This window comes from Streptomyces sp. CC0208, assembly GCF_003443735.1.
GTDB classification, from domain to species: Bacteria; Actinomycetota; Actinomycetes; order Streptomycetales; family Streptomycetaceae; genus Streptomyces; species Streptomyces sviceus.
In genome coordinates, this window is record NZ_CP031969.1 from 6,806,807 (window position 1) to 6,819,163 (window position 12,357).

Sequence of the window (12,357 nt, forward strand, 5' to 3'; positions counted from 1 at the left end):
CGGAACCACCGGGTGCCGCCCACATCCGTGCGTGCGGTCGGCCGCCGCCGGGATGCGTCACTTCCCCCGTGACACCCGCGCCCGCAACCTCGGCGGCCACTTCCGGGTGTCCCGGGGCTCCACGTACGGCTCCTCCGCCGACTCGGCCGCGCCGGAGGCGATCGCCCGCTCCCGGGCCAGCTCCGCGTCGAACTCCAGGCCCAGCAGGATCGCCAGGTTCGTCAGCCAGAGCCACACCAGGAAGACGATGGCACCGGCGAGGGTGCCGTACGTCTTGTTGTACGAACCGAAGTTGGCGGCGTAGACGGCGAACCCCGCGGAGGCGGCGACCCAGACCAGGGTGGCTACGACACTGCCCGGCGAGATCCAACGGAAGCCGCGGCCACGGACGTTGGGGGCGGCCCAGTACAGCAGCCCGATCATCACGACGACCAGGAGCAGCAGCACCGGCCACTTGGTCACGCCCCAGAGCGCGATCGCCGCGTCGCCGAACCCCACCGCCCGGCCCGCCCGTTCGGCCAGCGGACCGGTGAACACCACGATCAGCGCGCTCACCGCCAGCATCAGCATCAACGTCACGGTCAGCGCCAGCCGCAGCGGCGTCAGCTTCCACACCGGGCGCCCTTCGGGAAGGTCGTACACCGCGTTGGACGCACGGATGAAGGCGGCGACGTACCCGGAGGCGGACCACAGCGCGGCGAGCAGGCCGAGGATCGCGAGGACGCTGCCCGTGCCGCCGCTGTCGCCGAGCTGGACCACCGCGTCGCGCAGGATGTCCCGGGCCGGCCCCGGCGCGAGGTCCCCGATGTTCCCCAGGATCTTGTCCGTGGCGCGCTGCCCCACCACGCCCAGCAGGGAGACCATCACCAGCAGGGCGGGAAACAGCGACAGGACGCCGTAGTACGTCAACGCCGCCGCGCGGTCGGCGAGTTCGTCGTCCAGCAACTCCTTCGCCGTGCGCCGCAGCACCGCGCGCCAGGCTCGCGCGGGCAACTTGGAGGGGCTGTCGGGCTGGTCGTCGGCCTGCGAGTCCATGCCGAGGCGGGTCTCCCGAAACCACCGCTCGAACCGCCGACTTGACCTGAATCGTGGTTGAGGTCGGAGGGTGGTTGACGAGCCCATCGTTCAGCGATCCGAGGAGGCCTCGTATGACCCGCCGTACCGACATCCATCCCGAGCCCGCCCGAGCCGAGGTGGGCGCGTCGCTCTTCAGTACCTGGCGGGTGGGCAACCCGCTCCGGCAGCGGCAGACCGTCGACGCCATCGCCGACGCCTGGGAACGCCGGCCGTGGCCCGCCGACGGACTGCTCGGCTACCACGTCTACACCGGCCACGACACCGCCACCCTCCTGCACTACTCGCAGTGGGCCGACGAGCAGGCGTACGAGGCCTTCGCGCGGACCCAGCGGCTGGAGCGCGTCGACGAGATCGACACCGCCGTGCCTCACATCGAGCGGTTGGGGCTCGGCCGCTACCGGCACTACCGCAGCGTGACCCGGGACGGTGACCAGCGGGTTCCGGGCTGCATCGTGGTCGTCGACATCGAGTTCGAGGGCCCCGACCCCGACCGTCAGCGGGCCTGGGTGGACGCCGTCCTCGAAGCGCTGGAGAGCGAGCCGCACCCGCACCCCGGCGGTATCAGCACTCACTTCCACCTCAGCACCGACGGCACCCGTGTCCTCAACTACGCCGAGTGGGAGAGCGCCAAGGCCCACCTCGACGCGCTTGCCGCGCCGGGCGACGGGATCGGCTCGGCCTCGGACGAGTGGGAGCGCGTGCAGACCTGGCCGGGGCTGAAGAGCAGCGTGGTCAGCCGGTACGACCACGCCCTGGGCCTCGTCCCTGACTGAACCCGGGCCGCCTGATCCCGGCCTCCCACCGAAAACTCGAACCGTCTGGACAAAAAAAGTATTCGGTGAGACGGTGGACCCATGCTGGACGTCACCGTGATCGAGGACCCCGAGGCCGCAGTCGTCTCCCTGGACCCCATAAGGGCGAGGCTGCTGGCCGAGCTGGCGGCAGGGCCCGCGTCGGCCGCCATGCTGGCCGGCCAGGTCGGGCTGCCCCGGCAGAAGGTGAACTACCACCTCAAGGCCCTGGAGCGGCACGGCCTGGTCGAGCTGGCGGGGGAGCGCCGCAAGGGCAATGTCACCGAGCGGCTGATGCGGGCGACCGCGGCCTCGTACGTGATCTCGCCGCTCGCGCTGGCCGCCGTGCAGCCCGACCCCGACCGTTTCCGCGACCAGCTCTCCGCGCGCTGGCTGCTGGCGCTGGGGGCCCGCCTGGTGCGGGACGTCGGCCAACTGATCACCGGTGCGGCGAAGGCCCGCAAACGGCTGGCGACCTTCGCACTGGACGGTGAGGTGCGCTTCGCCTCCGCCGCCGAACGGGCCGCGTTCATCCAGGAGTTGGCCGCCGGCGTCACCGCCCTGATCCGCAAGTACGACGCCCCGGACACCGAGGGCGGCCGTGACCACCGGATCGTCGTGGCGGTCCATCCGACGCTCAAAGAGACCGAACCCACCCCCACCTGGACCGAGTTGGAGTAGCACGATGTCCAAGGAATTCGAGATCGCCCGCGAGTTCGAGGTCGACGCCACACCCGAGCAGGTGTGGGAGGCGATCACCACCGGAACCGGCGGTTATCTGTGGCCGATGGAGCCGCCCGAGCCCCGCGTCGGCGGCACCGGCCCCTTCGGGTCCAAGGTCGTCGCCTGGGACCCGCCGCACCGCTACACCAACCGCGTCGAGGACGTCGAGGGCATCTCCCAGCAGACCCTCAACCAGCTCGACTACACCGTCGAACCCCGTGACGAGGGCCGGCGCGCCTGGGTGCGCTACGTCCACAGCGGGATCTTCGTCGACGACTGGGACAACCAGTACGACGGCGCCGCCAGGCACACCGACTTCTATCTGCACACCCTGCGCGAGTACCTGACCCACTTCGCGCCCCGCCCGGCCGCCTTCGCGACCTTCGACGGACCCGAGGCGTCCAAGGCACCGGACGCCCTCGCCGTCGTGGGACAGGCGCTCGGTGTCGGCGAGGACGTGGCCGCGGGGACGCGCGTGACGGTCCACGGGCCCGACACCTTCGAGGCCGTCGTCGACTTCCGCAACCCCTACTTCATCGGACTGCGCACCGACCGGGGCCTCACCCGCGTCTTCGGGCGCAACCACTGGGGCCACCCGGTCGGCATCTCCCTGCACGACTTCGCGGCGGACACCGACATCAAGCAGTGCGAGACCGAGTGGCAGGCCTGGCTGAACGGGGTGTTCAACCAGGCCTGATCTCCGGGCAGTTACGGCTTGAAGCGCAGCACCTGCGGGTCGTGGTCGCTGATCTGGTCGTTGAACTCCGAGTTGATGTGCACGCTGTCGTACGCGAAGTCGCAGCCGCGCCGGATCGACGGGCTGACCAGGATCTGGTCCAGGACCTGCTGGTTGCCCTGGTAGTCGTAGGTGTAACGCTCGCTCCTGGGCAGCGACTTGATCGCCGACCACAGCTCGCCGTCGCCCTCCAGGATCTTCGCCGTGTCGGAGAACTCGAAGTCGTTGATGTCACCGAGCGCGATGACGTCCGCGTTCTTCTGGGTGTCGAGGATGTCCTTGACGAAGGCGTTGACCAGGGTCGCCTGCTGGTGGCGCTGGATCTCCGAGCTGCGCGGCACCGGTTGGGTCGCCGAGGTCAGACCGAAGTCGCCGCCCTTGGAGTTGAAGTGGTTGGCGATCACGAAGACCGTGCGGCCGCGGAAGACGAACTCGCCGGCCAGCGGCTTGCGGCTGGACTTCCAGGCCTCGTCCGTGGGCGCGATACGGCCGGGGGAGGCCGTCAGCTGCGCCTTGCCGTGGACCTTGGTGACGCCCACCGCCGTGGTGGCGTCGCCGCCCGCGCGGTCCGTGAAGGAGACCCGCTCCGGGTTGAAGAGGAACACCTGGCGGATGTTGCCGCCCGGCTCGCCGCCGTCGGTGTCGTTGGCCGGGTCGATCGAGCGCCAGTCGTACTTCGGGCCGCCCGCCGCGACGATCGCGTCGATCAGCTTGGTCACCGTCACGTCGGCGGCGGTCGTGCCGTCGTCCTTCGCGCCGTTGTTGTCCTGGATCTCCTCCAGGGACACGATGTCGGGCGACTTCAGGTTGTTCACGATCGCGGAGGCGTGCTCCTCGAAGGTGGCGTCGGTCGGGTCGAGGTTCTCGACGTTGTAGGTCGCGACCGCGAGCTCGCCGTTCTTCTGCTTCTGCGTGGTCTCCCGCGCGAGGCCGGCGCTCTTCAGGGTGCCGATCTCGCCCGCGACCAGCGTGTAGCCGCCGAACTGGTTGAAGTCCAGCGGGCCCGTGGTGGAGCCGGTGAGGACGTCACCGACGTTCGCGACGGGGAAGGCGGAGGTCGCGCCCAGCGACTGGATCTGCAGCCGGCCGGTGTTCTGCGAGTCGTAGGAGCCGTAGAGGGTGCCGCCCCGCCGGGTGGCGTTCTCGCGCGGCTTCACCGTCACCCACAGCTCGGTGTACGGGTCGGTCGCGCCCACCACGCGGACGTCCTTGACCTGGACGTTCATGCCCTCCAGGGACTCGTAGAAGTCCAGGGCGTACTTCTTGGGCTCCAGCGCCAGGCCGTTGATCGAGTTGCCCGCCGCGGAGTCGCCCGCCGGGACGTACGCGGCCGGCACCGACCTCGCGTCGATCACCGTGGCCGCCGGGACCGCGTTGCCGCTGGAGACGACCGTGACCGTCGGCTTGGTGATCTCGGTGACCGACTGGTTCCCGGACGAGGTGCCGCCCGGGACGTACTCCGAGACCGTGCCGGTGACCGTGACGGCGTCACCGACGGCGACCTTCGGAGCGGAGCTGGTGAAGACGAAGACGCCCTCACTGGTGGCCGGGTCGGCGTCCGGGTTCGGATCCTGGATCCAGAAACCCTTGGAGGAGCCGTAGGTGCGCACACCGGTGACGATTCCGGCCACATCCGTGACCTTCTGACCGGCGTACGGGGATATCCGGGTCGCGCCCTGGATGTCATGGATGCTCACGGCGGCCGCGTGCGCGGGCGACACGAGGACGACGGTGGAGGCCGCGGACAGGGCGGCGACGGTGAGCGCGGCGAGACGCGCGGACTTCTTGCTCGGCAACGGGATCCCTCCGGGGACGAACGTAGGCGCCGGGACGAGGGTGAACGTGGAACGGTGGGAGCCGCGACCTGTGGGGCGGTGGCGACGCGCGTAGAAAATACAGTGAACAGATGTCCGCCGGATTTCTACGCGCGTCAATCTCCTGCCTGGTCAGTCCAGTTGTCAAGGTTTCAGCCATGGACGGAAGCGGTCGGGGAGATGAACCGGGCGGCATGGGTGGATATCCGTCTAGGCTGAGCGGCGGAGTCGTACGGCGTCCGGATGGCCGTACGGCCCGCCGTCGTTCTTCCGCCGTACTCGGTGGTACGGCCTTCAGAGGCGCCCTAGGAGAACCAGCCGATGTCAGACAGCTCCTCCCTGCCGCCGGTGCGGCTGCACTCCGAAGCGGAGCTGGCGCGCGCCGCCCTGTCCACGCCGCTGCTCGCCCGGGCCGCCCGGCTCGCCCGCTGGGCCGGCGAGGACACACGGGTCGACGCCGGGGGCGGACTCGTCGAGGAGCAGTTGCCCGCGGCGGCCGCGCACCTCGGGCTGACCGGGGACGAGGCAGCGGCCCACGCGAGCGAGGCATGGCGGGTGGCCGTCGACACGGGGCTCGTCGAGATCGTCGACGAGGAGGAGGGCACCGTCGCCACGGGCGGGGACCTGGCCCTGCTGTCCGGATCCCCGCAGGACGTGCTCGGCGTGTGGCTGACGGCCCTGGAGACGGCGCTGGCCGACGCGAGCGTGCCGGATCTGGAGGACCTGGTCGACGCCCTGGACGAGAGCGGCGAGGTCGACTTCGCCTCCCTGGACTGGGACCCGGAGGCCGAGCAGGAGTTCCTCGACGGGGTGCTCGGCAACCTCTACCTGCTCACGGTCAACGAGGACGGTCCCGGCGACGGTCCCGTGCCGCTGCCCGCCCTCGCCGCGTCGATGATCGTGCCGAGCGACATGGGCGAGCCGACCAACGACGTCCTGGAGCAGGTGTCCGACGCGATGATGCGGCTGGACGACCAGTTCCGGATCCTGGAGCCGGTGGGGATCGTCGAGTACCAGCCCGTCGACGAGGCGCTGATGGCCGACTCCGACGAGGAGCCCGCCGCGGTCGTCGACGAGACCGACGTCTCCCGGTACGGCATGGTGCGGCTGACCCCGCTCGGCCTGTACGGACTGCGCTCGCGGCTGCTGGAGGCGGGAATCGCGGCACCGGCCGTCGGAGACCTCGCCGACAAGGGGGCGGACGCGTTGCTGGACGGGACCTCGGCGTTCCCTCCCGCTGCCGCCCAGGCCGAGACCGAGCAGTGGCTGGACCGGCGCGAACCTCTCGCGGCGGCACGGGAGTTGCTGGCGGCGGCGCGGGGGAGCGACGCGGGGGCACCCCTGCGCCGACTGCGCTGCCAGCAGGCCCTGTCGCTGGTCGGTGCGGTCGCCGAGCCCGCGTTGCGGGAGGTCCTCGACGATGCCGAGCTGGGTGGGCTGGCCCGGGTCTGGCTGGCCGAGCGCGGTTTCGCAGACGTGCCGGCGCCCTCCCAGGACCTGGTGTTCTGGCTGACCGTGGACACCATCGCCGCGCAGCTCGCCGCGGAGGGTAACTCCGAGGAGCTGCAGGGGCTGGTGGAGGGGCTGGCACAGCAGCACAGCGGGTTCTTCGCGGCGGCCTGGCGAGTCGACCACCCGGCCACCGCGGATGTGCTGGAGGCGATGGGGCGGTTGCATCCGGACAAGAAGGTGGCCAAGGAGGCCCGTAAGGCGGCGTTCAAGGCGCGGTCGCAGCAGGGGGGTTGAGGTTGTGTCGCGGGTGCGGGTGAGTGGGGGCTGGTCGCGCCGTTCCCCGCGCCCCTGAAGGTGCGCTTTCCTTGCCCTTTATTGATTCATGGAACCAGGCCCACTGAAGTCTCCTGGCGTTCAACCGGTGTTCAGCTGTGGGCGGGAGCGTAGCGCCGACCCGAGGTCCCCCACCCTCCACGGCATACCCACCGTCTCAGGAGACACCATGTCGCTCACCCGCAGGGACTTTGCCGCGAAATCCGCGATCACCGGGGCCGGTGTCGTGCTGGCGGGCACGGTCGGCGCTCTCGCCACCGCCCCCAACGCGCTCGCGGCCACCGACGTCGAGAGCGCGGACGCGCAGACCGCGGGCGTCCACGGCGGTGTCGGCTACGGCCCGCTGATCGCCGACCCCGACGGCCTGCTCGCGCTGCCCGCAGGGTTCACGTACAAGGTCATCACCTACAGCGGCAGGACCAAGCTGGAGTCCGGCGAGTTCACCCCGTCCAACCACGACGGCACGGCCACCTTCTGCGGCCCCCGCGGCGCGACCCTCCTGGTCAACAACCACGAGCTCAAGGGCCCGCGTGCCAACTGGCCCCACCCCGTGCCGCTCACCGAGGGCCTCGTCTACGACCCCGCCGCCTCCGGCGGCTGCACGGTCGTCGAGGTCCGCCACGAGCATGTCGCCGAGTGGGTCGGCATCGCCGGCACCTCCACCAACTGCGCGGGCGGCACCACCCCTTGGGGCACCTGGCTCACCGGCGAGGAGACCGAGGACAAGGCCGGCCAGAACGGCATGACCAAGGACCACGGCTACATCTTCGAGGTCGACCCCGAGGACCGTCGCGCCAACCGTGACCCCAAGCCCGTCAAGGCGTTCGGCCGGTACGCCCACGAGGCGGTCGTCATCGACCCCAAGCGCGGCCACGCCTACCTGACCGAGGACGCTTCCGGCCCCAACGGCCTGCTCTTCCGCTGGACCCCGCCGGCGGGCTTCCACCACGGCCGCGGCAAGCTGCGCACCCTCGCCGACAACGCGGGGGTCCTCCAGGCCTTCAAGTGCTTCGACTCCGGCGGCAAGTTCGTCGACGACCTCTCCCGCGCCACGAAGATCGGCACGGTGTACGGCGTCGACTGGGTCGACGTGCCCGACCGCGACGCCAAGACGGTCTCCGTCCGTAAGCAGTTCACCGACGGCCAGGTCACCCGCGCCCGCAAGCTCGAGGGCATGTGGTGGGGCGACGGCGGCGCGTACGTCGTCTCCTCGTACGCCCGTGAGGAGAGCCCCGTCCAGCACGACGGCCAGGTCTGGTTCTACGACCCCAAGCGCCGCACCCTGACCCTGAAGGTCCTCCTCGGCGTCAACCCCGACCCCTCCGTCGACGGCGCCTTCGACGGCCCCGACAACATCACCGTCTCCCCGTACGGCGGCCTCGTCATCGCCGAGGACGGCGAGGGCGTCCAGCACCTGTTCGGCGCGACGGAGAGCGGCCGCACGTACCCCATCGCCCGCAACGAGCTGAACATCGGCACCGAAGAGGAGCCGGAGTACAGCGAGTTCACCGGCGTGACGTTCTCGCCCGACGGAAAGACCCTGTACGCCAACATCCAGACCCCGGGGATCATGCTGGCGATCACGGGGCCGTGGAAGCGGCAGAAGCGCGGCTGAACTTAATTCGCTCGCCCGGCCCGCGGTACGCCTCCTAGAGTGATGAACGTCCAGGTGCGAAGGCAGGACCTACTTCCACTCATAATGGGGCGGCCGCGGGTTCGAGTCCCGCCACCGGTACAACTCGCCGGTGTAGCTCAGGGGTTAGAGCACCTAAATGTCGGTTCCGCCGATCTGAACTCTGGACACCACAACTTCACGCACCTCCCGGTGCGAGCATTCTGATCTCGGGAGGCGCAGCTCATGGTGGGTGCCCGGTGCGCAGGCGGCGGATACTTCGGGGACTGGTGGGGGGAAAGCCCTCATGCGGGTTCGAATCCCGTCATCGACCCAGGGTCGGTGTGGCGGAACGGAAGACGCGCCAGTTGATAAGCACCGCAGTCGAATCAGACCTCGGGCACCCTCCTTTTGCTGCGCCTCCCTCCGAACGACAGGAATTCGGGGGAATTCACCATGGCGCGATTCAACAAGAAGGCCGCGCGGGCCCGCCCCACTTCGCGGGTGACGTCGACAGGACGCATTCTGCGGACGTACGAGGGCGGCCGGGGGCGTGAGCGCGACGCCCGCTCCGAGCTCTTTCTGCTCGCAGTCGCCAACTTCGTCTCCCAGCAGACCTTTTACGAGTCCGGCGCGGACCGCGACGTCCGGTTCGCCGCGCTCGTACGGCAGCTCGCCCTCACCGACCCGACCTGGACCGCGGGCCTGCTCGGCTGGCTGCGCGGCGAGGGCAACCTGCGCACCGCCTCGATCGTGGGCGCCGCCGAGTACGTGAGGGCGCGTCTCGACGCCGGCGTCACCGACGGCCCCTCGAACCGGCAGGTCGTGGCCTCCGTACTCCAGCGGCCCGACGAGCCCGGCGAGTTCCTCGGGTACTGGACGGCTCAGTACGGCCGCAACATCCCCCAGCCCGTCAAGCGCGGGGTCGCCGACGCCGTACGACGGCTCTACAGCGGCAAGTCGCTGCTGAAGTACGACACCGCGTCCAAGGGCTACCGCTTCGGTGACATCCTCAACCTCGTGCACGCGGCCCCGGACCCGGACAAGCCGTGGCAGGGCGAGCTGTTCCAGTACGCCCTCGACCGGCGACACCACCCGGACACGGCCGTGCCGCCGGCGTCGAGCCGCGTCCTGACCGCGCACCGCGAGCTGATGGCGCTGCCGGCCGGGCAGCGGCGTGCCGTGGTCACGTCCGAGGGCGGGGCCGAGCGACTGGCCGCGGCAGGAATGACGTGGGAAACGCTGGCGGGTTGGCTCCAGGGGCCGATGGACAGGGCGGCCTGGGAGGCCGTGATCCCCTCCATGGGCGCGATGGCGTTGATTCGCAACCTGCGCAACTTCGACGAGGCCGGAGTCTCGGACGAGGTGGCTGCCCAGGTGGCGGCCCGGATCAGCGACCCGGCGGAGGTGGCCCGGTCGCGGCAGTTCCCCTTCCGGTACCTCGCCGCGTACCAGCACGCGCCCTCGCTGCGCTGGGCGTACCCGCTGGAGCAGGCGCTCGGCCACTCGCTGGGCAACGTGCCCGGGCTGCCCGGCCGGACCCTGGTGCTCGTCGACCGCTCGGGCTCGATGTGGGCGCGGCTGTCCGACCGCTCGCGGCTCAACCGGGCCGACGCGGCGGCGATCTTCGGCACGGCGCTCGCGCTGCGGGCGGCCGACGCGGACCTCGTCGAGTTCGGCACCACCAGCCGGCGCCTGGCCTTCGGCAAGGGCGAGTCGGTGCTGAAGATCCTCGGCCGCTTCGGCGACCTGGGCGGCACCGACACCACCTCGGCGATCCGTGCGCACTACCGGGGACAGGACCGGGTGCTGATCGTCACCGACGAGCAGTACACGTACCACCGGCACGGTGACCCGACCCAGCAGATCCCGGCCGAGGTACCGGTCTACACCTGGAACCTCGCCGGTTACCGGGCGGGCCACGGCCCCTCCGGCACCGGTAACCGCCACACCTTCGGCGGCCTCTCCGACGCGGCCTTCCGGATGGTTCCGCTGCTCGAGGCGGCCCAGGACGCCGACTGGCCCTGGGCTGCCTGAGCCCCGAGCGTGGCCCGCACTTCACGGGGGTGCGGGCCACACCCTTGCCCGTGTCCTGTACTGACATCTAACATTTCAGTTCATGGAAGCCATACGCCCGCTCGCTCGCACCCTGCTCCGCGACCGCGCCTACGCGTCCATCCGGGACGCCATCGTGGCCGGGGAGATCGAGCCAGGGGCGGTCGTGCGGGATGCCGAGCTCGCCGAGCGGCTCGGGCTGTCGCGGGCGCCTGTGCGGGAGGCCTTCGCGCGGCTCGTCGACGAGGGGCTGCTGGAGAGCAAGCCGCAGAGCTACACCCGGGTGACCCAGGTCGTCGCCGCCGACGTGCGGGACGCCGCCGCCGTGGTCGGGGCCATGCACGAACTGGTCACACGGATCGCGGTGCCCCGGCTGTTCGCCGCCGACATCGAGACCATGCGCGCGGCCAACGAACGCTTCGCGGCCGCCGTCGCCGCCGGTGACGTGGACGAGGCCCTGCGCGCCGACGACCAACTCCACGACGTCCTCGTGCGCGTCAGCGGCAACCGCGCGGCCGCCGCCACCACCGCCCGTTACACCCCGCTCATCCGCCGCCTGGAGCGCCGGCGCTTCGGCGAGGGCGGCAACTGCCGCTCGGCAGGCCTGCACGACCGGCTGATCGAGGCCTGCGCGGCCGGTGACGTGGACGAGGCGGTCCGGGTCACGGCGGAGATCTGGCGGGGACTGGCCGAACTCGCCGACAGCGACTGAGTCCCCAGCGACCCGACCCGGGAGGTCCTCATGCCCCTTGCGTCCTACGACCGCTACCCGCTCCTTTTCGGACCGTCCCCCGTCCACCGCCTGGAGCGCCTGACCGCGCACCTCGGCGGCGCCGCCCTGTGGGCCAAGCGCGAGGACTGCAACTCCGGGATCGCGTACGGCGGCAACAAGACCCGCAAGCTGGAGTACCTGGTCGCCGACGCCCTCGCGAAGGGCTGCGACACCCTCGTCTCGATCGGTGGCGTCCAGTCCAACCACACCCGTCAGGTCGCGGCCTGCGCCGCCCGGGCCGGGCTCAAGTGCGTGCTGGTCCAGGAGAGTTGGGTGGACTGGCCGGACGCCGTGTACGACAAGGTCGGCAACATCCTGATCAGCCGGCTCGCCGGTGCCGACGTACGGCTGGTCAAGGCCGGGTTCGGGATCGGGTTCAAGGAGAGCTGGGAGCAGGCGCTCAGGGATGTCGAGGAGTCGGGCGGGAAGCCGTACGCCATCCCCGCCGGCGCCTCCGACCACCCGCTCGGCGGGCTGGGTTTCGCCGCGTGGGCGTACGAAGTCGCCGATCAGGAGCGGGAGTTGGGCGTCTTCTTCGACACGGTCGTGGTCTGCTCGGTGACCGGCTCCACCCAGGCCGGCATGGTCGCCGGGTTCCGGGCGCTGGAGGAGGCGGGCGGCCGGCCTCGACGTGTCCTCGGCATCGACGCCTCCGCCAAGCCCGTCACCACCCGGGAACAGATCGCGCGGATCGCCCACCGCACCGGTCGGCTCATCGGCGTACAGGCGGAGTTGACGGAGGAGGACGTGGAGCTGGACGAGCGGTACCACGCCGGGATCTACGGCATCCCCGACGAGACCACGCTGGAGGCGATGCGCCTCGCCGCCCGCACCGAGGGGATGGTCACCGACCCCGTGTACGAGGGCAAGTCCATGGCCGGGATGATCGACCTCGTCCGGCGCGGGGAGATCGGCGCCGACTCCACGGTGCTCTACGCCCATCTTGGCGGGCAGCCGGCGCTCAACGGGTACAGCGCCCTGTTCTAGGGGAA

General features: G+C 70.7%; 10 protein-coding genes. 8 read left to right on the top strand and 2 right to left on the bottom strand.

Annotation, left to right across the window (positions count from 1 at the left end):
• Positions 1-57 precede the first annotated feature (57 nt).
• Complete coding sequence (locus D1369_RS31265) at positions 58-1,035, bottom strand: YihY/virulence factor BrkB family protein (protein ID WP_037899539.1); 978 nt, start codon at positions 1,033-1,035, stop codon at positions 58-60.
• Between the two features lie 113 nt (positions 1,036-1,148).
• Here D1369_RS31265 and D1369_RS31270 point away from each other — a divergent pair, with 113 nt between their 5' ends.
• The 3 genes from D1369_RS31270 (at position 1,149) to D1369_RS31280 (ending at position 3,288) form a co-directional block, all read left to right on the top strand.
• Positions 1,149-1,850 carry an antibiotic biosynthesis monooxygenase gene (locus D1369_RS31270; RefSeq protein WP_007381198.1) on the top strand — a complete coding sequence of 234 codons (702 nt, stop codon included), beginning with the start codon at positions 1,149-1,151 and terminating at the stop codon, positions 1,848-1,850.
• A gap of 81 nt (positions 1,851-1,931) precedes the next feature.
• Entirely contained in the window at positions 1,932-2,549 is a 618-nt protein-coding gene (locus D1369_RS31275; protein ID WP_007381197.1) for a winged helix-turn-helix domain-containing protein, read from the top strand.
• Between the two features lie 4 nt (positions 2,550-2,553).
• Positions 2,554-3,288 carry a hypothetical protein gene (locus D1369_RS31280; protein ID WP_007381196.1) on the top strand — a complete coding sequence of 245 codons (735 nt, stop codon included), beginning with the start codon at positions 2,554-2,556 and terminating at the stop codon, positions 3,286-3,288.
• Between the two features lie 11 nt (positions 3,289-3,299).
• Here the strand turns inward: D1369_RS31280 and D1369_RS31285 are convergent, their stop codons facing one another.
• Positions 3,300-5,123, bottom strand: coding sequence for an endonuclease/exonuclease/phosphatase family protein (locus D1369_RS31285; protein WP_007381195.1), 1,824 nt, complete (start codon positions 5,121-5,123; stop codon positions 3,300-3,302).
• Positions 5,124-5,462: 339 nt separating this feature from the next.
• Between D1369_RS31285 and D1369_RS31290 the strand changes: the two genes are divergently transcribed.
• The 5 genes from D1369_RS31290 (at position 5,463) to D1369_RS31310 (ending at position 12,352) form a co-directional block, all read left to right on the top strand.
• A complete protein-coding gene (locus D1369_RS31290) occupies positions 5,463-6,887 on the top strand; it encodes a hypothetical protein (RefSeq protein ID WP_007381194.1) in 1,425 nt (474 codons plus the stop codon).
• Positions 6,888-7,095: 208 nt separating this feature from the next.
• Positions 7,096-8,541 (top strand): alkaline phosphatase PhoX, encoded by a 1,446-nt coding sequence (locus D1369_RS31295; protein WP_007381193.1) that lies wholly within the window; start codon positions 7,096-7,098, stop codon positions 8,539-8,541.
• Between the two features lie 453 nt (positions 8,542-8,994).
• Positions 8,995-10,575, top strand: a complete 1,581-nt coding sequence (locus D1369_RS31300; protein WP_118082735.1) for a TROVE domain-containing protein — start codon at positions 8,995-8,997, stop codon at positions 10,573-10,575.
• 82 nt (positions 10,576-10,657) lie between these two features.
• Positions 10,658-11,305, top strand: a complete 648-nt coding sequence (locus tag D1369_RS31305) for a GntR family transcriptional regulator (RefSeq protein WP_007381192.1) — start codon at positions 10,658-10,660, stop codon at positions 11,303-11,305.
• 30 nt (positions 11,306-11,335) lie between these two features.
• Positions 11,336-12,352: a 1-aminocyclopropane-1-carboxylate deaminase gene (locus tag D1369_RS31310; protein ID WP_007381191.1), complete on the top strand. Its 1,017-nt coding sequence runs from the start codon at positions 11,336-11,338 to the stop codon at positions 12,350-12,352.
• Positions 12,353-12,357 lie beyond the last annotated feature (5 nt).